The 22,742-nt window shown below is 45.8% G+C and carries 17 protein-coding genes and 1 other annotated feature; of the genes, 2 read left to right on the plus strand and 15 right to left on the minus strand.

The features are described 5' to 3' along the window. Nucleotides 1-307: 307 nt before the first annotated feature. From ABUA34_RS07975 to ABUA34_RS08015, 9 genes are all read right to left on the minus strand, one after another. Entirely contained in the window at nt 308-832 is a 525-nt protein-coding gene (locus ABUA34_RS07975; protein WP_055146265.1) for a YfcE family phosphodiesterase, read from the minus strand. Nucleotides 833-893: 61 nt separating this feature from the next. Continuing rightward, the gene (locus ABUA34_RS07980) at nt 894-1,496 is read right to left on the minus strand and encodes an XTP/dITP diphosphatase (protein ID WP_022217550.1); all 603 of its coding nucleotides are present in this window, start codon (nt 1,494-1,496) and stop codon (nt 894-896) included. 39 nt (nt 1,497-1,535) lie between these two features. After that, nucleotides 1,536-3,230 carry a lectin like domain-containing protein gene (locus tag ABUA34_RS07985; protein ID WP_022217549.1) on the minus strand — a complete coding sequence of 565 codons (1,695 nt, stop codon included), beginning with the start codon at nt 3,228-3,230 and terminating at the stop codon, nt 1,536-1,538. After that, the gene (locus tag ABUA34_RS07990) at nt 3,227-4,384 is read right to left on the minus strand and encodes a THUMP domain-containing class I SAM-dependent RNA methyltransferase (RefSeq protein ID WP_015534252.1); all 1,158 of its coding nucleotides are present in this window, start codon (nt 4,382-4,384) and stop codon (nt 3,227-3,229) included. The genes ABUA34_RS07985 and ABUA34_RS07990 overlap by 4 nt, the downstream gene beginning before the upstream one ends. Nucleotides 4,385-4,416: 32 nt before the next feature. Beyond that, on the minus strand, nt 4,417-4,725 hold the full coding sequence (locus tag ABUA34_RS07995) for a rhodanese-like domain-containing protein (protein ID WP_022217548.1): 309 nt from the start codon (nt 4,723-4,725) through the stop codon (nt 4,417-4,419). Between the two features lie 130 nt (nt 4,726-4,855). Further along, the gene (locus ABUA34_RS08000) at nt 4,856-7,498 is read right to left on the minus strand and encodes a valine--tRNA ligase (protein WP_022217547.1); all 2,643 of its coding nucleotides are present in this window, start codon (nt 7,496-7,498) and stop codon (nt 4,856-4,858) included. Between the two features lie 95 nt (nt 7,499-7,593). Further along, nucleotides 7,594-7,809 (minus strand) — a binding site (T-box leader). A 61-nt stretch (nt 7,810-7,870) separates the two neighbouring features. After that, nucleotides 7,871-8,707: a hypothetical protein gene (locus ABUA34_RS08005; protein ID WP_015534255.1), complete on the minus strand. Its 837-nt coding sequence runs from the start codon at nt 8,705-8,707 to the stop codon at nt 7,871-7,873. Nucleotides 8,708-8,714: 7 nt separating this feature from the next. After that, nucleotides 8,715-10,640: a DUF5716 family protein gene (locus tag ABUA34_RS08010; protein ID WP_238051249.1), complete on the minus strand. Its 1,926-nt coding sequence runs from the start codon at nt 10,638-10,640 to the stop codon at nt 8,715-8,717. Nucleotides 10,641-10,673: 33 nt separating this feature from the next. Continuing rightward, the gene (locus ABUA34_RS08015; RefSeq protein WP_161171516.1) at nt 10,674-14,240 is read right to left on the minus strand and encodes a DUF5717 family protein; all 3,567 of its coding nucleotides are present in this window, start codon (nt 14,238-14,240) and stop codon (nt 10,674-10,676) included. A 186-nt stretch (nt 14,241-14,426) separates the two neighbouring features. On the opposite strand from ABUA34_RS08015, the gene ABUA34_RS08020 reads away from it, so the two are divergent. Both ABUA34_RS08020 and ABUA34_RS08025 read left to right on the plus strand, forming a co-directional pair. Then, nucleotides 14,427-15,497, plus strand: a complete 1,071-nt coding sequence (locus ABUA34_RS08020; RefSeq protein WP_161171515.1) for a pyridoxal phosphate-dependent aminotransferase — start codon at nt 14,427-14,429, stop codon at nt 15,495-15,497. A gap of 55 nt (nt 15,498-15,552) precedes the next feature. Next, entirely contained in the window at nt 15,553-16,194 is a 642-nt protein-coding gene (locus ABUA34_RS08025; protein WP_022217543.1) for a phosphoribosyltransferase, read from the plus strand. Nucleotides 16,195-16,319: 125 nt separating this feature from the next. On the opposite strand, the gene ABUA34_RS08030 is transcribed toward ABUA34_RS08025, so the two are convergent. From ABUA34_RS08030 to ABUA34_RS08055, 6 genes are all read right to left on the minus strand, one after another. Further along, complete coding sequence (locus ABUA34_RS08030; RefSeq protein ID WP_055146255.1) at nt 16,320-17,891, minus strand: extracellular solute-binding protein; 1,572 nt, start codon at nt 17,889-17,891, stop codon at nt 16,320-16,322. Then, nucleotides 17,888-18,679, minus strand: coding sequence for an ABC transporter permease (locus tag ABUA34_RS08035; RefSeq protein ID WP_349823131.1), 792 nt, complete (start codon nt 18,677-18,679; stop codon nt 17,888-17,890). Before ABUA34_RS08035 ends, ABUA34_RS08030 begins: the two co-directional genes overlap by 4 nt. Then, nucleotides 18,679-19,479, minus strand: coding sequence for an ABC transporter permease (locus ABUA34_RS08040; RefSeq protein WP_238051236.1), 801 nt, complete (start codon nt 19,477-19,479; stop codon nt 18,679-18,681). Before ABUA34_RS08040 ends, ABUA34_RS08035 begins: the two co-directional genes overlap by 1 nt. Nucleotides 19,480-19,493: 14 nt before the next feature. Continuing rightward, complete coding sequence (locus tag ABUA34_RS08045) at nt 19,494-20,942, minus strand: polyamine ABC transporter ATP-binding protein (protein ID WP_015534263.1); 1,449 nt, start codon at nt 20,940-20,942, stop codon at nt 19,494-19,496. A gap of 33 nt (nt 20,943-20,975) precedes the next feature. Continuing rightward, a complete protein-coding gene (locus ABUA34_RS08050; protein ID WP_015534264.1) occupies nt 20,976-21,200 on the minus strand; it encodes a hypothetical protein in 225 nt (74 codons plus the stop codon). A gap of 636 nt (nt 21,201-21,836) precedes the next feature. Further along, the gene (locus ABUA34_RS08055) at nt 21,837-22,730 is read right to left on the minus strand and encodes a hypothetical protein (RefSeq protein ID WP_161171513.1); all 894 of its coding nucleotides are present in this window, start codon (nt 22,728-22,730) and stop codon (nt 21,837-21,839) included. Nucleotides 22,731-22,742: the final 12 nt, after the last annotated feature.

Consider the following 22,742-nt stretch of genomic DNA (forward strand, 5'->3'; position numbering starts at 1 on the left):
CTCAAGGAGCCTTCCGTCCGCCTTGCCCTTCTTCAGCTTGGTTATACGGCAGCTCACTTTCTGACCTTTTATTGCGCCCTTCACTGTAACTTTTCTGTCATCCATATGAAAACTTCCCTTGTTCGGGAACTCATATGTGTCTATCACACCTTCAACTATATCGTGTTTCTTCATTCTATTTCCAATCCTTATTTATTTTTCTGGAACGGTCTGCCCTATCCCCACAGATCCTCAAAAAACTTCTTCCTCTTCTTCTCCTCCGGTATGGAACATCAGCCATTTAAAGCTGCCTTCGGCAGGGCTGATGCTACATGTCAAATTTTCTTCGAAAACTTGACACATTCGACTCAACCCTCGGCAGCTCATTCTGTGCAAAAAACGGCGTTCCGTGCTGGTCAAAATCAAGCAGCATATACGTTCCAATCCGGTTGTCCCTCGGCAGAGCCAGACTTCCCGGATTGACAATGTATGAATCCTTGTAGCACGTCAGGTCACGGCGGTGTGTATGTCCATACATCACGAAGTCATATCCCTCCAGATCTATGAGTTCCTCCAGATAGGAGATTCCGCTGTTCACACTGTACCTGTGTCCATGGGTTATAAATGCCTTCTTGTCTCCGATGTTGAATTCGTCATATATCGGGAGCTCCGGGTTGTAATCGCAGTTGCCCCTCACCATGTGGATCTCACAGTCAAACAGGTCATGTATCAGCTTTTCATCTCCCTCAACATCTCCGAGATGTATCAGCATGTCCACGTCGCCAACTATATCGTGTATCTGTTTTAAGCAGCTACTCTTGCCATGAGTGTCACTTATTATCAGTACTTTCATCTATTCCTCCTAACGAGAATCCATCGATCCCACTGATCATTAACTGATTTATTCCTGATTCTCACTTACTCTCCCTGTGCGCTCTGATGACGTTCTTCATCAGTCTCAGTGCATTTCCCCTGTGACTGATCTTGTTCTTCTCCTCAGGATCAAGCTCCGCAGTGGTCTTGCCCAGCTCTGGAAGGTAAAATATAGGGTCATACCCGAAACCGTTCTCGCCGCGCTCCTCGTAGCCTATGATTCCCTCTATGGTTCCGCGCTCTGTGTACTCGCTTCCATCTGGGAACACTGCTGCTATAGCGCACACGAATCTTGCTGTCCTCTCAGGATCTGGAACCCCGGCCAGCTTGTCTATTATGTACTGGTTCTTTATCCTGTACGATGTGTCCTCACCAAGAAATCTTGCGCTGTATATTCCAGGCGCCTTGTCCATGTAATCGACCTCAAGTCCTGAGTCATCCGCAAGCACCAGGCATCCGCTCTCCTTGCTGATGGCTCTCGCCTTGATCAGAGCATTCTCCTCAAATGTCTGTCCGTCCTCCACTATGTCTATATCGATCCCAGCCTCCTTCATGGACTGTATCTCAAATCCGAGGTCAGCAAGTATCATGCGGACCTCCTTCATCTTTCCTTCATTTCCCGTTGCAAATATCAGCTTGTCCATAATAGTTCTCCTTTCCCACAGCTTACATACACTTCCTGTTTATTCTGTCTTATCCGTAAATGCCTTGAGGCAGACGTTACATTTTCTCTCTTTTTCCGCACTGTACCACTGATTTCCATACAGACTTATATAGCCTTCTCCGTCGGAGATGTCAAAGCTGTCGGTCATGGAATCCGCATCATACTCTATGGCTATCGGGTATTTGCTGCCCGGCGTGGTTATATGTACTATGACCGCAAATTTCTTTTCATCCGGGAGCTTGACCACATCATCCAGGTTGACCGTGTAGTATCCTGCGTACTCCATCTCGCCTGACGCGACAAGCTTCTTATTTGCCAGATCGTCAGTGTCCTCAAAATTTGTAGCCACATATACTTCATATGTCGTCTTTGCATCAGTAGCATAGAATGACACAGCCTTGAGCTCCTCGCTCTTGCCTGCCGTGTAAACATTTGCAAAGTAGGCATCCTCCTGGTCAAATCCAAGGACTCCGACCCAGCCCAGCTTGTCCGACTGGTATATCTTATCGTAGTTGTCTGCGCCCTCAAGTCTGGTGTACACAACACTGGTCTCGCAAATATGCGCATCATAGTAGGATATATAGAAATATCCATCCTCGCCAAATTCGGTTCCCCAACTGTTCTTACAGATAAAAGCACCATCTTTCTTCGGCGCCTTGTTAAAGTTGTTCTTGCTGTAATTGTCATCCCATCCTACTATTACCACATCGTGGTTGATTCCCTCTGAACCATCATAATAGTACGCATGAGTCTCCTCGTTGTAATACTCCGAGCTGCTGTCGGCATCTATCATATCGCTGTATATCGCAGTCTCCACACCGCCCTTGGTGTACACTGCCTCTTTCACAGCCTTCAGATTCTTGTCGTCAATTATCTCCGCCTCCTGCAAATGCTTCACGGCCTTAAGCTTGGAGTTCGTCTTGTCATCCCCGTACGGATCATCCTTCTCGAGAACCGGTCCCTTCCAGGATGCAAGATATGCAATACTCATCCTGTACTGGCCACCCTCAAACTGTTCAACGCCAAATCCGTTGTTCATGGTCATGTTATCCACAGAGAACTGCAGCTTTTCATCCGGCATAAGAGTTGTCTCAAGCGCAGCCAGCGACGCAAATGCCCAGCATGTTCCCGAGTCTCCCTGGTCTCTGACCTCTGTGACCCTGCCCTCTTTTCTCATGTCGTAGGCGGCCGGCAGCTTACTGTCCTCACCGACCTTCTGCAGGGATACACGGCCTGTGTCATAATTGTACTCACATGTATAGTCGAGCGTGTCCGCTATATACTCTATAGGGACAAATGTCTCGTCATCCTTCTTTATCGGCGCATCCGCGATCTTCACGTCCTTGCCGTCCAGCTCTGCATCCTGGGAATCAAGCACCAGTCTGGCGACTCCTTCATTCCTCTTGATCACGATACTGCCATTCACATACTCTATGTATGTGCACTTCATCTTATCCTTGAGCATCTTCAGCGGCATCATAAGGTGAAGATTATTGCTTACATACGGCTTGTACTCGTCCTCTTCCACCTCACTGCCATTTACATACAGTGTGAGTCCCGCTTCATTGTAATCGCCCGCAAGCTTCTCAGACATGCCGGAAACTGCGTGTTGATCCTCCTCGTTCTTCTCCAGACGTCCCGACGGCTCCTTTGTTCCGTAATACGCCAGAGCACCTATGGCAAGGATCAGAATTATATATACAAATTTCTTCAAGCTTCTTCTCTCCTTCGTTTAGGCGGCTTCGGTCCCATAAACTGATAGAAATATGATTTTATCATTCCGTTGTATATCTTGCGGTTTCTGTCGGCCTTTCTGCCGATATACTTCTCCGCATCCGTATACGATGTGATGAGGAACATTGACCAGTCATCAAGATTCCTATAGCTCTCGCCGATGGTCCTGTACAGCTCAGGCAGAGCCTCCTTCTCCTCAAGTCTCTCTCCGTAAGGTGGATTTGTGATTATAAATCCATACTTCTTCGGATTCCTCAGATCCTTCACATCCCTCTGCTGAAAATGGATGTGCTGCTCCACTCCTGCTGCCCTGGCATTCTCCATGGCACACTTCACCATATCGCCATCCAGATCATATCCCTGTATGTTCATCTTCACATCGTGGTCTATGAGATCATGAGCCTCATCCACCGCATTGTACCATATCTTCTTGTCACAGATCTTGGACCACTCCTGGGCCGTGAACTCCCTGTCCATTCCCGGTGCGATGTGTGCGCCTATCATGGCAGCCTCTATCGGAAATGTTCCACTTCCGCAGAACGGATCTACAAGGACTCTGTCCCTGTGCCACGGCGTGAGCATGATCAGCGCGGACGCCAGCGTCTCCGATATAGGAGCCTTTCCAACCAGCTTTCTGTATCCCCTCTTGTGAAGTGACACACCTGACGTGTCAAGTGCTATGGTCACTATATCCTTGAATATAAATACTCTCACCGGATAGCTTGCGCCATCCTCCGTGAACCATGACACTCTGTATGTCTGCTTCAGTCTCTCAACCATAGCCTTCTTGACTATGGACTGTATATCCGATGGACTGAAGAGTGCACTCTTGTTTGACGTCGCCTTGGACACCCAGAATTTTGCATCCCTTGTCAGATACTTCTCCCAGGCGATGGCCTTTGTTCCCTCGAACAGCTCGTCAAATGTGGCGGCCTTGAAGCTGCCACATTTGAGCATGATACGCTCGGCTGTCCTTATAAAAATATTTGCCCTTGCAATCGCACTCTCGTCTCCGGCAAATGTGATCCTTCCGTCCTCCACCTGGACTATCTCGTATCCAAGATCAAGTATTTCTTTTTTCAGTACCGACTCCAGTCCAAAATGACATGGAGCTATAAGTTCTACTCTACTCATTTCCTGCCCTTTCTGTGGGTTGTATATTTGTTCTATCGCTGTCTTGTGAGCGGGCCTCTGTACTGCGCCAGGCCTCCCACCGTGTTGATAACTCTGTATCCATCCTCGCTCATGATGAGCGCAGCCTTCATGCTGCTCACCCCATGAGCACAGTATACCAGCAGATATTTGCTTTTGGGAAGAGTATACTCCCCCGCTTCTATCAACTCAAATGGAATATTTACCGCCATGGGGATGTGTCCCTCCAGAAATTCATCGCGGTCCCTGACATCCACTATTATGCCGCCCCTTGCAACAGCTTCACGTATGATGTTGCGTATGGGAATACTTGTGAATCCCATTTCTCCACCTCCTTCATACCGACAGAAAAACCTCTTCTGTTATATGATATGAAGGAAATGTCTCATCGACACAATAAAAACGAAGATCCCGGCAGGCGAAAAGCCAATTCCGTCTGTCGGGACCTTATAATTACTTCTTAAGCTGTGCAAGACGCTCGGCAACCTGCTCAGACATCTCAGTGTACTTGGCAAGCTTTGCCTTCTCCTCCTCAACCTTTGCGGCTGGGGCCTTGTCAACGAACTTTGGATTTGCAAGCATTCCTGATGCACGCTTGATCTCTCCGGCAAGCTTAGCAGCCTCCTTCTCAAGTCGCTCGATCTCCTTGTCGATATCCACAAGCTCCTCAAGAGGAATGTATACAGCGGCATCGTGGATCAGTGTTGATACTGCATTCTCATCGATTCCTGTCTTGTCCTCCTGAACGTGTACCTCGCTGGCATAACCCAGTGTGGCAAAGAAGCTCTTTGATGACTCAAATATATGTCTCACGTCCTCCTTTGCAGATACGACATATACCTTTGCCTTTCTGCTAGGTGGTACGTTCATTCCTGTACGAAGGTTTCTGATGGCACGGACTGCTGCCTTGATAGTGTCAACAGCGGCCTCGTCAGCCTCAAAGTTCCACTCGTCTGTGTACTCAGGCCACTTGGAGATCATGATCGACTCCTCCTCGTCCTGAATGTTGCAGAAGATCTCCTCTGTGATGAATGGCATGTATGGATGAAGAAGCTTAAGTGCCTGGATCAGAACTGTCTTAAGTGTCCAGAGTGCTGCTGCCTTTGTCTCATCCTCATCGTTGTAGAGACGAGGCTTAACCATCTCGATATACCAGTCACAGAACTCCTCCCAAATGAAGTCGTATACCTTGGATACAGCGATACCAAGCTCGAACTTCTCCATGTTGTCTGTCATCTCTTTTGCAAGTGTGTTGACCTTGGACAGGATCCAGCGGTCAGCTATTGTCAGGTCTGACAGCTTCACATTTGTGAAATCTGCCTTCTCCATGTTCATCATGATGAAACGTGTTGCGTTCCAGATCTTATTTGCAAAGTTTCTGGAATTCTCAACTCTCTCCCAGTAGAAACGCATGTCGTTTCCAGGAGCATTTCCTGTTATAAGTGTCAGACGAAGGGCGTCTGCACCGTACTTATCTATAACCTCAAGCGGGTCAATACCATTTCCAAGTGACTTACTCATCTTACGTCCCTGGTCGTCTCTTACAAGTCCGTGGATCAGCACATGCTTGAACGGGCTCTTGCCTGTCTGCTCAAGTGCTGAGAATACCATACGGATTACCCAGAAGAATATGATGTCGTATCCGGTTACAAGCACGCTTGTAGGATAGAAGTATTCATACTCAGGTGTCTTATCCGGCCAGCCAAGTGTTGAAAATGGCCACAGTGCAGATGAGAACCATGTATCGAGCGTATCCTCATCCTGTGTGAGATGTGTGCATCCGCACTTTGGACATACTGTAGGTGTCTCACGGCTGACGATGGTCTCGCCGCACTCGTCACAGTACCATGCAGGGATTCTGTGTCCCCACCAAAGCTGTCTTGATATACACCAGTCACGGATATTCTCAAGCCAGTGGATGTATGTCTTGTCGAACTGCTCAGGCACAAATGAGAGCTCATCGGTCTTGATGATGTCAAGCGCAGCCTGACCCATCTCCTTCATGCGGACGAACCACTGAGGCTTGATCATAGGCTCTACAGTTGTCTTACATCTGTCATGTGTTCCTACGTTGTGGCTGTGTGGAACTACCTTTACGAGAAGTCCCAGTGCGTCAAGGTCTGCCACCATCTGCTTTCTTGCCTCGTAGCGGTCCATGCCTGCATACTTGCCTCCGAGCTCATTTATGGTTGCATCATCGTTCAGTATATTTATCTCCTCAAGATTGTGACGCTTTCCAACCTCGAAGTCGTTAGGGTCATGTGCAGGTGTGATCTTTACACATCCTGTTCCAAACTCCTTGTCAACATATGGATCTGCGATAACCGGGATCTGTCTGTCTGTAAGTGGCAGCTCCAGCATCTTTCCTACTATATCTGTGTATCTCTCATCGTCAGGATTTACTGCAACGGCTGTATCTCCGAGAAGTGTCTCCGGTCTTGTGGTTGCTATCTCCACAAATCTTCCAGGCTCTCCAACTACAGGATAGTTGATATGCCAGAAGAATCCGTCCTGCTCCTCATGTATAACCTCAGCATCTGATATGGAAGTCTTACATACAGGACACCAGTTGATGATCCTTGAGCCCTTGTAGATGTAGCCTTTCTCGTACAGTCTTACAAATACTTCCTTGACTGCCTTGGAACATCCCTCGTCCATGGTGAATCTCTCTCTGTCCCAGTCAGCGGATGAACCCATCTTCTTGAGCTGGCTCACGATACGGTTGCCGTACTCTTCCTTCCATGCCCATGCATGCTTTAAGAACTCCTCACGGCCGATCTCTTTCTTATCTATTCCCTGCTCCTTCAGCTTCTCTGTAACCTTGACCTCGGTTGCGATGGCTGCGTGGTCTGTACCAGGCTGCCACAGTGCTGAGTAGCCCTGCATTCTCTTGAATCTGATAAGTATATCCTGCATTGTATTGTCCAAGGCATGTCCCATGTGGAGCTGTCCTGTTACATTTGGAGGTGGCATTACGATCGTAAATGGCTTCTTGCTCCTGTCAACCTCTGCGTGGAAATACTTCTTCTCCTCCCACTTTCTGTAGAGTCTGTCCTCTATCTGGGAAGGATCATATGTCTTCTCTAACTCTTTCATCTCATTCTTCCTTTCTATTCTTCCTGATCTCTTACATGTTGATATATACTTTTACAAAATTTTTCACAAAAAAACCCGCTCTCCGGACATTCTGTCAGAAGGGCGAGTAAATATTCGCGTTACCACCTTGTTTTGTATCTCATCTTATCCTATAACGGGAACGCCCCGGCATGGCCTATCCTTATCATGATCTTTCAGCCATGCAGCTCAGAAGCTACCTTCACAAGTCTCTGTCAGGAACGGTCTCACAGCCCACGAACCATTCTCTCTGTCTGACTCCACATGCTACTCCTCTTCGTCACAGCATTTGCATATATCTTCTTTATTCATTGTGATAGTACAACATAGGCTGGCTGTACGTCAAGCACAAAGTCATCCTATCTGGTTTCTGAACTGATCCTTGAGTGCACTCAGGATGGAATTCATACGCCTGTCATAGTCCTCTATGTCTCCGTGCATTCTGTTGTACACAGCCTTCTGGACTTTGTTGTATATGGACATCTCATGTACATCCTCCTTTGAATCAGCGATCTCGTTCATCAGATCGTCCAGGAATCCGGCCGGCATACCGCGCTTTCTTATCTCCCTCTGGAGTGTCGCCGTGTCCACTGTCACCGCCATTACACAGAAGTATTCTATCAATGACTCATTGTTCTTATTCAGCGCAAATGCTCTGATGAAAGCATCCTTTGCCTCCTCAAGCTGAAGATTGCCCGCCAGCGCAACGCCTTTGTTGTGATATATATTTCCAAGGAACTCATCGTACTCACCATGTGACTCCTTGTACTCTATGATGTCATCGTATATGGCGTCAGCCTTGATGTAATGCTTGTACATCATGTAGCTGTCAGCTCTCTTCTTGTCCAGCTCATACGGCTTGAGAGTCCTGATTCTCTTGCACTCGTCCATGAATTCCTTCACTTCATCCTTGCTGTAGAACTCACCAAATGTAAGTATCTCCACCATGATATCCTGGATATACGCATTCTTGGCATTGAGCGCGTCTATCTTGTCTGCAAGATCCTCCATGTCTATGGCCGTTCTCAGCCAGGTGCTGAGTCTGTCCGCAAGGTCGTCTTTACCTATGAGCACCATATTGTTGAATATGTAGTAGCACAGCTCCTCATATGAATATATGGTTATCTTCGTATTGAGGAATGTGTACGGATTGTCCGCTGTCTTTGTCTTACAAATAATAATTCCACTCATATGTGTATCACTCTCCCGGATCAAAATGCTGTCCTCTGAGGTATGACGGGATGCTGAACGCACTCTGCTCATACTCATCGGAATCTTCGTCATCCAGATCCTCTTCATCTATGGTTTCTTCATCGTCCGGCTCTGACTCGTCGATCTCAGTCTTGCTGTCATCTGCATCGTCTGTAATGTCATCTGATTCTGATTCGTCATCATCTACCTCATATGCAGCATCCACAGATTCCGTTTCGTCATCATCTACCTCATATGCAGCATCCACTGATTCCGTTTCGTCATCATCAATTTCATCTGAAATGTTCTCAGGATCAGAGACCGCATCATCTTCTAACTCTTCAGCCTCCGTCATATCCCCCGCATCGTCGTCAATCTCTTCCACAACATCCTCTGCTTCCGTTCCGAAATCATCCGGCTCTTCCACAGTCTCCGGCTCCACAGGTGACGCTGTTCCGTAATATACCACAGGCTCTTCATGTACCTCCGGCTCGGCTTCCACCGTCTTTGCATTACCATGCTCCACCGCCGGATCTTCGCCTCTCAGTTCCTCGGTGTCACCCATGCGTATCCTGAGCTCCTCTTCCCTTCGTGCCGCCTCAAGCTTCTCCGCATGCTTTCTCCTGATGGCTCCTATATCAAATTCTTTTCTGTATATCTTATTTGTGGTAGGATACAAACTTCCAAATCCAAGATCACGGATGACTATCGCGCCCTTATCCGCACCATAATACTCCACGGATATCGACAGCTTTGTCGTCTTCTTTGGTCTCGCCGGAAGTCCGTATATCTCCACAGTCTCCCGCCATTCTTCCTCAGTCAGTATATCCTGGTATACGATCTGTATCCTTCTTGTGTTGTCGAGGAATACCTCTATGCTTCCGCGGGTGTTGAACCACTCAAGCCCGCCGTATGCTATCGGCCAGAACGTCTTCTTCTCATCCATGAGATTTATTCCGATATTTGTCTTGACCGTCTGCTCCGTATCTATAAAATATCTGCTGAGCGCCTCCGTGTACACACCGCCAAGCGATCTGTAACATGCACCCTTTGTATATATATTCTGTCCAACAAATACCCTTCTGCCCTGACACAGGACCGCCGCCGACTGCTTCATCCAGTTGTCAGCAAATCCTATTCCCGTGAGGAATACAGAGGATATAAACACCTGTGACATACATTCCTTAACTATATCCGCAAATGCCTCATCCATATCCTCATGGTATTTTCCAAATCTTTTCATGTTCATCCTGTCATGGAAGTTCACATGCTCAACGGTCACTATCAAAGGATATTTCCTTGTCATATCTATCCTGTAAAAATCCAGCCCGCTCCTGCCGAAATCAAACAGTCCCACGCTGTTATTCCTGAGCGGCTCAGGCTGTGCAAATATATAGCACAGGCCACTGTCCAGATGGCTCACTATATTAAACTGGTCATGGGTCAGACGGAGTGCCGACTTAAGTCCTCTGACTGCAGCTATGATGCGCGGATCTGTGTCAGCCACTGTGACTGTCAGTTTCTTTATCACAAAACCCTCAAACTGCTCGGTAAACTGTCTTATATGCAGTATCATCATCTTCACAAGAAGATCTCCCGCCTTATAATTACGCCCCGCAACTTCTATATTCTCATTTCTCAGGGTACGCTCATACACCTGATCCACAACCGTTCCATTTTCCTCGAACCTGCAGGCTGAAGCCTTCGCCCCTGCACACCAGCCCGCCAGATCTATGAACTTGTAAGCTTCACTCTGTCCGTCATCCGACTTTTTGTTGTACGCGCTGTAGAACATGATGTTAGGGAGCATATATGTATCCCTCGCCTCCTTGTGGTACACCGATTCCGGCTCCCGCGTGTCAACATTATAATAACTAAGCTGTGTATATTCCGGGCCAAGATCCAGACCCAGATATAACTGTGTGTCAGACATAAATTATGCCCCTCCTTGTGAAAAATCAAAAAGTTAAAGCAACATCAAATTGGCGTCGAAGAAATGGCTGTTGTACAGATATGTGTCCATTGCCTGTATGAGCTCATGGTCATTTCTTGTCTCCTGGCTAACCAGCATGCTATTGATAAGTTCAAAGCTGCTGCTTCCATCCTTATGGAATGTCTCATTTTTGAGTATGTCGCTCTCAACCACGACTGAAGTTCCAACCACTCCATCGATGGAGTAGACAAGCGACTCTCCGTGGAATACGACAACTTCCTTAACATACACTCCCGGAATTATCTCATTCATCCTCTCGGATTTGTAGTTTGCCATACTGCTGCTCTCCTGTCCAAAGCTGTAGCTGACCCATACCTGCTTTCCGCTTTCACCCTTGAATATGACATATGTCTTGAATCTCATATCCCCTGGCAGCTTTACGATCGACTCAAATTTTCTGAAGAACGGAAGTATCTTGCTGTATTCTATAAACTGTTTTACATTTGCCTTGATCCATTCCTGCTGCTCCTCAGTGTATCGTCCACTTCGGTTGCTAAAATAATACAGCAGGCTCATTCTGGATATCTCGTCCTTTATATTGCCCTTGGCGATCTCCTTGTACAGATCCTCCATTATATATGAAGGGATCTTCTGATCCTTTATAAAATACTGGTGCGCGCAATATCTGAGGAAAGCTTTCACCACCATGCCTCGGCTGCGGCCGCGATAGTACACCTCAAATATATCGTATATGGACTCTATATATCCGTCCGCGAACATCATCTGTGCGAGTATGTTCTCAGACAGCATATCAATATTTCTGTAATTTGAATTGACCGACTTGAAGAGATTTGCCATCTCCTCGAGTGATCCGTTGTAATTATTGATGAGATATGACAGTATCTTCTGTCCGGCGTACCCTCTCCTGTATATATACACGCATATGGATATGAGCAGCCTGCTCTCATCGTATCTCTTGTCATCGATTCCAAACTCGGCTATCTTGATCAGCTCATCTATATCCACATCCACATAGCCAAATCTGTACATTCCCTCAAATGCATTCTCATACATATCCAGAGCTATATAATATGTATTTATCCTGGAAGCATATGAAGGATCCACGTAATCCAGATCTATCTTGGACAAATATTTTCCGAGAATGTCCGCATCGAAATTCTCATGATAATACTCAACCATATGGGTAAGCGCTTCCTGTCTCACCCTGTAGCTCACCTCAGGGCAGAGTGCGATATCTCTGGCAAGATTTATCTCCTTTGCATCCCTGTGTGTAAATATATCTATATCGTTGTAGAGGAACAACAGGTATCTGTAATCCCTTGGACTGTACTCGTGACAAATGTCCAGATAGCTCCTCTCGTCTACGATTCTCTCCATTCTGTACTGTACGGTGCTCACATATCTGCCGCCGTTGTCATCCAGAAGTGTGACTATGGCAGACGGCGATATTATCTCTACATATGCCTCACCATTAACCACCGGAACCTTGACCTCTCCGCCAAGCTCACTGTGGGATACCAGTATGTGTGTTATATTCTCATTATCACACACGAACTTTCTCTTGAATATTATGTTGATGAGCTTTGTGGCAAATTCCGGTTTCACCGTATCAGGATCAAGGAATTCATCGTATATGACTGTCAGGTCATCGCTCACATTTCCCTGAAGTATCATCTTCTCCATGAAACGCTCAATGGCAGGGACAAAATCCCTGTACACCGACTTCTGGTTCTCCTTGTTCATGATGACATTTGCATATATATATGCCAGCTCCTCGTCCGTCAAAACGTTCTTGTAACTGAAATATCTGAGTATAGCCTCCGGTATCTCATCGTAGTGGTTTTTGTCCATGCTCCTGATAAAGCATTCATTCAGGCCAACATACTTGAGATCCTTGTCCGATGCGTCACTGTAATATCTGTGATAACACGGATCGTACATCTTATTCTTGATCAGTATTCCACAAATGGCATCCAGAGTCGTCCTGTCATGCCTCATATCGTATATCTGCTCAAGCATCTTAAATGCCTGCTCGTCAAAATCCTTCTGTCTCGAAGCAGTCTTGACAAACTCCACGATGACATCCTCTGAAACAAATTCATTTCTCATGCCCCATCTGAGGGCTGCGATCTCAAGCGGTGCGATCTTCTTCATCATGAGAGGCTGCTTGTTGAACATGTCGCATATCTCAAAGTATATTACCGGACTGTTTACACCTGAGTTAAACAGCTTCTGTATATCCTCGTAGAGAACCCATTTGTCCTCTGTATAATTCACATCCACAAATAACAGTATCCAGAAATAGAACAGCCTGTTCTTGTCATTTGCCTCAAATCTTTCTCTGACCATGGCAGCAGTTCTGTCTATGATGAACTTCTCCCTGCGCAGAAGCGACTTCAGGTAACTGAGATAACACTTCTCCATGTCCTCCATGCTTGTGAAATTGGCATCCGCATCTATTCTCAGAAATTCCTGCTCGACAAATTCCGTGTGTCCCTCCAGGATCTGCATATGGAGCAGTCCCAGCCTGTACATGCCATACTCCGGTCTGTATTTTATAAGGGTGTTCAGGGCATCTCTGGTCTCCGCTATGTACTTCTTCAGATCGATCTTGTCCGTTCTGAAGTCAATATATGCACGGATCAGAGTCTCCTCCGCCCTCTTGATGGTGAATCTCGTCTGCCTGCTCTTTGGAGTCATCTTGATGACCTCAGGCTTTCTGATGCTCACCTGTATTCTCATATTCTGATAAGTGTTCCATATATAAATGTAACCCGATGACTCCCCGTCGTGGATCTTCTGCGGATCTATGAGGAAACTGAGGTCAAATGTGTTGCCATCGAAGCTGTTCCACTTCAGCACGCTGGTCTCCGGTATGAGGAAATCGCAGTCCGATGCTATCTTGGTATTCGTGTAACCCCAGGTGTTCTTGGTGATCGTAACCGATGCCCTGACCAATTCGGATGGCATCTCAACCAGCAGATCGTTCTGAGCCACGGACAGTGTGAGTGCCCTCTTCTTGTGTGTATACACAAGGAATTCCTCCATGGCCTGTCCTATGGACAGTGACATTCCCAGTGTGTCATACACCCTCTGAAGCTTTTCATCCCTGCCTATAAAAGTGCGTACAAAATCCTCGCTTCCGAATATCCTTATGGCATCCTCCCAGTTCTCCTCTGCATATGCTGCAAACTGGAACAGATCCTCGAGCTTCTTACCCTCGACCTGAATATATGGAGCGACTATAGCTATATGATAAGGGATGATAAACTCTCCCCCATCAGTGATTATATTTATATGACCCTTGAAGGATTTGCCTTGCTCGATTCCTCGGGCGTCAAATGAATAGCTGACTCTGTTCTTCCTGCCCACAAATGTGTGACTCTTGAAATCCAGTATATAGCGGCTGTCGTATACCATCAGTTTCACTGCACAACTGTTTGAAGAATCCACTGTAAACTCTCCATCATACACAGTTCCCGCCTCGATATTCAATTCTATCTTGCTGACTGATATGGCTACCGCTGGTCTGTCAACCTTAAACTCACCACGAGCATACTGTTCAACTATTCCCTTCATCGTCTGGTCTCCTGTATCTATTTCTATTGTATTTTTGTCAAAAATCACTCATAGTGGTTGTATTTGAAGCTTCCAATCGGTATAATTGACAAAAAGACATATATTCAGATTATAACAAAATATTGTCTCTTTTTAAACAATATATACAGAAAAATAACTTAAAACAACTGAAAAAGGGGTTTTTTTATGAAAAATGGGGTTATCAATCTAAAAACAGAGAATCTCCTCAGTCAGGTCGAAACTGTTCGTGCAGATCTTAACATGAATCCACTGGGAGTTCCCGAATCTGTTACTAAAGCTATTGCGGACAACATGAGTCAGTTATCAGTATACCCTGATCACACCACAAAGAAATTAAAGGAGGCCATATCCGCATACTCCGGAGCAAAGACAGACGACATAATCGTCGGCGGTAGCTCCTATGAATTTGTCAAGATACTGTGCGAATTTACCTCGCCTAAGAAAGCTATCCTGATAACACCTGGAGCACAGAATTACGAAAAGCTGCTCTCTATGAACGGCTGTGAGATAATCTACTACTCCACACCTGAGGAGGAGGATTTCACCCTCGATATCGCAGATTTTATATCGAAGTTGTCAGAGGACATCGATATTATATTTATATCGAATCCTAATGGTACAACATCACAGATAATCGATGCAGAGTCTTTGGAATTTATAGCCAAGATATGCGATGGCAATAACATAACCATGGTCGTTGACGAGGAATACATGGATTTTGTTGATGATCTGGAGAGTAATTCTGCCATTCCTCTCACATCGGAATACGAGAATGTTATCGTGCTGCGAAACACAACGAAATTTTTTTCAGTTCCCGGACTCAGGCTGGCATATATGATCACACCGAATCCTGTTCTCAAGAAAACACTTGAGATCACCGGACTGCCATTTGCGATAGGCAAGCTTGTGGAGGCCGCCGGGGTTGCCATGTTCACCGACGAAAAATACATTGCCGAATCAAGAGAGCTCATCAGAACCGAGCGCAACCTTGTGTACTCGGCACTGTCCACCCACAAGTCGATCAAGCTGTACAAACCGGCCGCCAACTTCATACTGATCCGTATCCTGAGGGATGCTATTTCCGCGGGTGATGTGGTGGATTACTGCATGCCAAAGGGTCTTTATATACGAAGCTGTGCTGATATAGGCGGACTTGACAACAAATACATAAGATTCTGTTTTATGAATCCAAAACAGGATGACCTGCTGGTCAACACCGTGCTGGAAATAGTCTAGGAAATTACTGTTTTATTTACAGACAACATAATAATAGAAAAGGAGAATTTAAACTATGGAAAACATGACAACCAAGATCACATCGTCTTATAATAATGCACTGGACATCAAGGTAGTTGACGGACATTTTGCAACTAACCATTCCCACATCAACAGATACATCGATATGACAACCATCAAAAGCAGAAGAAAGATGGCTCTCGCTGCTGCCAAATCCATGGCTACAGAGTATGTTGCAACAACGATCGTTGACACCATCGTCTGCATGGACGGAACAGAGGTTATCGGTGCTTACCTTGCAAATGCCCTCACAGAGAACGGTATCGTGTCCATGAACCAGCACCAGACCATATACATCATGACACCTGAGGTTCATTCTTCAGGCCAGCTCATATTCCGTGATAACCTTCAGCCAATGATCAAGAACAAGAACGTTCTCCTTCTCCTTGCATCGGCAACCACCGGCAAGACAATCAAGCAGAGCATCGAATGTATTGAATACTACGGTGGAAGCATCTCAGGAATATCAGCTATCTTCTCAGCTACAGACGAGGTTGCAGGCCACGAGGTTCACTCTCTGTTCAGCAAGAAGGATATCGACGACTATGCTTCTTATTCCGTTGACGAGTGCCCTATGTGTAAGGCCGGCAAGAAGATAGAAGCCATTGTCAACAGCTATGGTTATTCGATGCTGTAATACCACAGAAACAACGCAGCCTTTCCCTCGCCGCTCACATAAACTAAAACGGCTGCCTCGATGGCATATGGCCTTTCTTACCGAAAACCACATACCATCAAGGCAGCCGTTTACTTTATATTATTCTATTTCCCAAGATAAAATTTCTTTGACCTTTTATGATATACGATCACTCCGGCCAGTGCACCGATCACCGCTGCCACAATAAACCATGCCCATGTCGGCACATCTTTGATATTGTAGCATCTGATGTTGATCCACATCTGGTTGATATCCTTGGTGGCATCCTCATCGAAATACTCCATGACCGCACTTCTCTCTATGGCGTCCTGTGACGGATACTGAGCCCCAAGCTGTCTGTCGACCTGTTCCGCAGGAGCTCTGAGCACGTAGTCAGGATCTGAGTTGTCCCCTGTGAAGAAATATCCAAGTGGATAATCAACAACATCCTCCTCGTCATCCTCTGCACCATAAGTGTAATCCAGATAAGAATATACCGTATCGTCATCCCCACCTGCTATGACTGAGGTATAACCAATGTAATACATGTTGCGGACTGCATTGTCAGGTCTTGACACGAAGTTGATAAACGCCTCGGCCGCCTGCTTTCTGTCAGCGTCACCATCTATTCCATTCTTCAGCATAACCCATCCGTCAAAGTACAGATTTGTGCACTCCTCAGGGACCGCAAAGTCAAGCTTCACACCATCCTCCTCAGCCTGATCCATGGCATAAACTGCATCTCCTGACCACTGGTAATTCGCAACAACCTTTCCTGTTATCATGTCTGCCTTACCGCTGTCAGTCTCAAATGAATACACATTATCCTTTATGTCCTGAAGAAGATCCTGTGACTTTGCTATAGTCTCAGGACTGACATCATTCATGATATCCTTGAGCTGCTCTGAGTAATCATCCTGAGTCCTGAATTCAGTGTCCATCAGCTTGTCCCTCTGCAGTGCTCCGACTGCGGCAAAGTAGGAATCTCTGACATTGTCTTTTATGGTGATCTGTTTTGCAAACTTAGGGTTGTTGAGGACTGTCCATGTTCCCGCCTCGTCAGCGGTCATCTTCTCTGGATTGTACAGAATTCCCGTAATTCCAAACATGAAGCCAGCTGCATATTTGCTCCAGGTCTCTCCATTTATCTCATGTGTCTCAAATGTATCTCTGATGTATGGCGACACACCATTTATATAATAATTCTTGTCGTTGTTCTCATCGAAAAAGTCATCGGACAAAGGCTCAAGCTTGTTCTCAGACATAAGCTTCATGATCATGTACTCCGAAGGACATACAAGATCATACACATCGCCGAGAGTCAGCATATTATAGAGATCCTCATTGGTGCCGAAGCACGAATACTGAACATTCACCTTCACACCATAATTCTCGTAATACCAGTTCTCGAAATCCTCCACCATGGAATTCTCGCCAAATATAGTTGTTCCATTGTCCAGTTCCAGGGCTTCGTCTTCATCCCAACCACCCTCGTCAATGTACTCTTCCCAGCTGCACACCCTGAGAGTGACCTCTTTTTCAGTAGCAGATGCGCCGTCACTCTTGACAGAAGCAGCATCTCCTGTATCCTCCGCTGCCATTACCGGCAGCATCTGTCCGGCAAGCAATGAAACAGCCATGACTGCTGCCGCCAGCTTTCTGGAAATCGAACGTCCAAAACATCTATGTCTTATCATCGCTCCACCTCCTTCTTTCTTCCGGCCACATTCATAGCCACAACGATTATGACAACCAGTGCAAAAATGACTGTTGAGAGCGCCCACAGGGCTGTCTTAACTTCCGTCTGTGAACCCTTTGTCGCATTTACAACGTAAGTACTTATGGTGTCAAATGTCGCAGGCTTGGTGTATGTCGCGATGAAGTAATCATCCAGTGACAGTGTAACAGCCAGCGCAAATCCCGAAATAATACCCGGAAGTATCTGAGGTATCACTACCTTTGTGAGTCCCTGGAAAGGTGTAGCTCCCAGATCTAACGCAGCCTCATACAGACTGCTGTCCATCTGCTTGAGCTTTGGCACCACTGACAGATATACGAAAGGTGCCGACAAAACCACATGGCCGATGACAAGTGGAACATAGCTGTCCTTGCTCATACCAAATGCAACTATGAGCAGTATACATATAGAGAAACCTGTCACAACATCTGCATTTACAACAGGCACCTCATTCATGGCATTTATCGATGCTGAAGCCCATTTTTTTGAATAAAAAGCACCTATGGCACCGAGTGTTCCGAGTATGGTTGCTATCAGTGCTGAACCTGCAGCCAGAAGCACAGTTCCAACGATCATTGACCTCAGCTCGTTCTTGGTGAACAAAGTCACATAATTGTGAAGCGACCATCCGTGAATGCTTCCGATATTTGCCGATGTTGTAAAGCTGTAAACAGCCAGTATCAATATAGGCATATATATGAGAAGAAGCATAATGCATATAAATATAATCTTAGACCATTTCTTCATTATAACAACGCACCTCCTCTGCTTCCGCTGTCGTCATCCGTGTACTTGTTTGTCACAAGTGTGAATACAAGTATTATCACAAGAAGGACGAGTGCTATCATGGAACCGCCGTTCCAGTTGTATGCTGAGAAGTAGCTTCCTATCAGACTACCCATGATGTATGTGCTGTTGTAAAGCATGTCAAGCACAACATAGTTAGTCATAGATGGCAAAAATACCATAACTATTCCGCTGACGATTCCCGGAACGGTGAGCGGAAGTGTGACCTTGACAAATGTCTGGAAGCTATTTGCCCCAAGATCCACAGCGGCCTCCATAAGGCTGCCGTCAAGCTTCAATATGGTTGTGTATATAGGAAGTATCATAAATGGCAGGAAATCATATGTCATTCCTATAACCGAATTGAGAAACGGGTGGAATGCCAGATTGCCCTCTATAACCGTGAGTACCTCCTTGAGTGCTGTGATCCTCAGTGTGAAGTTGATCCACATCGGGAGCACGAACATCATGACAATTACCGATTTCCTTTTCATCTCACTTCTCGCAAGTATATATGCGATCGGATATGCCAGCAGCAGACACACCAGAGTAGTCACTATGGCAAGCAAAAAGCTGTATGCCAGAGTACCTATGGTGTTCGGGCTGGTAAAGAATCCCGTCAGATTGTCAAATGTAAACCTGCCCTCGCCGTTGGTGAAGGCATAATAAATAATTACAAACAGTGGTGCAACTACAAAGCATATGAGAAATAATGCGTATGGGATGCCCAGCTGTTTTCTTGAAAAACGTAAGCCGTTCATGTTCATCCCTCCATCTATTTCTTAAGTGAAAACTTCATCTTATCCTCTGGAATTATCAGGCTGACTCTGTCCTCCATGTTCCACAGGTACTCGTCATCCACGATAAAGTCCTCCTCATTGTCAGTTCTCACCACATAGCTGTAGTGGTCTCCCTTATATATAAGATTGATGATATGTCCGCAGATTATACCAGCTTCCTCGTCATCACTCATGTCGATATCCTCTGGAAGTATAGATACTATTACCTTGATCTTCTCACGGTCTATCGCCTCACCATTTGCATCCACCAGCACGCCATCCTTCATGGCTGAACCCGGAACGATCTCCGTGAGGTCGCATGATACCTTACCGTCAAATACGCCGAGGGCATAATTTCTATTGACTGAGCTCTCAATCTTGTTGATTGCAGTCTCCGATATCATGATGTGTATTCCATCAGGTTCAACATTGAGGCCAACCTTGTCTCCAACCTTGGCGGACTTTGTGGTCTGAATAACTATCTCATTCCTTCCGGACTCAACGGTGATCTCATAGTGTACACCCTTGAACACAACAGATGTCACAACTCCCTTTACAGCGCCCTGTTCAGGTGTAGTGATCATCACATCTTCCGGTCTTACTACGGCATCCACCTTTGTTCCAATCTCCACGTCATCCAGACAGACAAATTCTGCACCACAGAATCTTACCTTTAACTTGCCCGTCATAATTCCGTTGAAGATGTTACTCTCGCCTATGAAATCCGCAACAAATGCATTCTTTGGCTCATTATATATATCTTCAGGAGTTCCTATCTGCTGTATCTCACCCTCGCTCATGACAACTATCTTGTCTGACATGGTGAGTGCTTCCTCCTGGTCATGTGTTACATAGATAAAAGTGATTCCCAGCCTGTCATGCATTCCCTTGAGCTCTATCTGCATCTCTTTTCTCATCTTGAGATCCAGTGCGCCAAGAGGCTCATCCAGAAGAAGTATCTCTGGCTCATTGACAAGAGCTCTCGCTATAGCTATTCTCTGCTGCTGTCCACCCGAAAGCGTGGCGACTTTTCTGTCCTCAAAGCCCTCAAGGTCAACCATCTCAAGGACCTTCTTGACCTTCTTCACGATTTCTGCCTTAGGAAGCTTCTTGAGCTTGAGGCCAAATGCTATGTTGTCAAAGATATTCAGATGTGGGAACAGCGCATACCTCTGAAAGACCGTGTTGATAGGTCTCTTATTTGGTGGAAGCTTGCTGATATCCTGTCCATTCAGTAATATCTCTCCTGAAGTAGGAATCTCGAATCCTGCTATCATTCTAAGTGTCGTGGTTTTTCCGCAGCCTGAAGGGCCTAAGAACGTGACGAACTCGCCTCTCTTCACTTCGAGGTTAAAGCCGTCAACTGCTGTGAATCCATTGTCATAGGTCTTGACAATGTTTTTCAATTCAATGATATTGTTGGAATTATTGTTGTTTTTTTCCATTTATTTCCTCCTTAAGTATCGTGACATACTCCGTCACTTACTTACAGTGCCCCAACAAAGCGCATTTGTCATCTGCCATTCCAAATGGACGACAAGAGCGACCGCCCCGCCGTCAGCGGACAACAAATCCACGCTCCATGTATCACTGCTGTATATCTCACCAGCCCGGGGAGCAAATAACGAAAAGCCTATCTGATAGCTCTCCTCGCATGAGCACAACTTTATCTTGCCCTCATACTGTCGGGGAATCAAAAACATGTTAAGAAAAAACCCCTTTATGATACCGGGTGATGGCATGGATCACGGTTAGTAGCCCTATCCACCTGCCTCTCCATGTCGAGATACATTTTAAGGCACGATATCCAGGGTAAAATAGCTAACAGACTTCCTATTTTTCCCAAAATCCATGAAGATCATTCTGCATTTTATGCAGAAAAATCGACCCTGTCTCCAAACATTCCGCATATTCGCGGCTGCATCCCTGCAATTTGAAACAAAGTCGATTTATTCTAACATATAATCATTGGTAATGATATATATTTTCATTTAATTCTTTAACAAAACAGGTCGTTACCTGTTATTTCATTCTGAACAATGCCGGAATGACTCAAGAGGCAGTCACATTTTACTGAATCCGTCAAATCCGAATCGCTATTCAGATAATAGCTAATAAATTCTAGATCAGAAGTACCGCCAGCTGCACCAGTGCTGACAGCCATATGAGAACCACCAGATATATCTTTGCCGCTTTTGTCATGTCGAACCTCCACACACAATAATCCATCACTCTTCAGGACATGCTATGCAAAACCTCAGAATATTCTGCAACACATTCTATATTTATTTTGTTCAATAAGAGTATTTTTATGCCTGAGTTCGGAAGTTTCCACAGTATCATCTGATAATCCTTCTTTCCGTTTTCCCATATTTCCATGTATATACATACGTAAGCTTCATCTGCCCGTGCTCTGACTGCCATTCAAGATGTCCGTCTTTCATCCGAAAATCTATGCCCAGCTTGTCCGTGTCTATCTCTCCTGGCTGGTATGTTCCATCTTGACCGTCACGAGATACATCGCTGATACCAGCGACCTCGTATCTCACCTTCTCAACATCCGCCTCCACCTGCGCTTTGGCCATGTAACCAGCCGCAGAAAACATAGCCAGATCAAAAATCACGGATACAAAGCCAGCCAAAAGTACAGTCATTATCTTCTTAAACAGATAGGTTCTTACCTTTCTGTCATCGACTGGTTCAAGCCTTCCTCTATATCTTCTATTGTCAGACTGCCTATAATATACAACCGCCCCAGCCACCCAGAATACAGCAACAATACACAGGCATATTCCAGGAATCGACACTCCGGGGATCCAGCGCCACCACCCTACATAATACTTTATAACCACCACTGCAAAACAAAGTGCACATGCAGCCGTGATACATGCTGATATCACGCTATCCCTGTCCCTTCCATCAACGATGCAATAATCTTCTCGTTCTCTCGGCAGATTTTCCAGCACACAATTATATTTCCTTCTGTCATCTGGAACCTCATATCCGGCCTTGATCAGTTCTCTCAGGTACAGCCATGCGTCCAGGTAGGCAAGCCACAAACCAACCATAGGGCAAAATGTAATAACGCTGGTCACCATCATAACATCGCAAAATGTACTGACAATATCATCAAAAAACACACCACAGATCATTCCTGCAAGTGTAGGAATAGATACCACCACCGCAGCAATCAGAATTATACGCATTACGCGCCTGTCATATTTTATCTTCATACGTCTTTACCC

The sequence above is a fragment of the Coprococcus sp. RTP21428st1_C9_RTP21428_210409 genome (genome assembly GCF_040227395.1).
GTDB lineage: Bacteria > Bacillota > Clostridia > Lachnospirales > Lachnospiraceae > Coprococcus > Coprococcus aceti.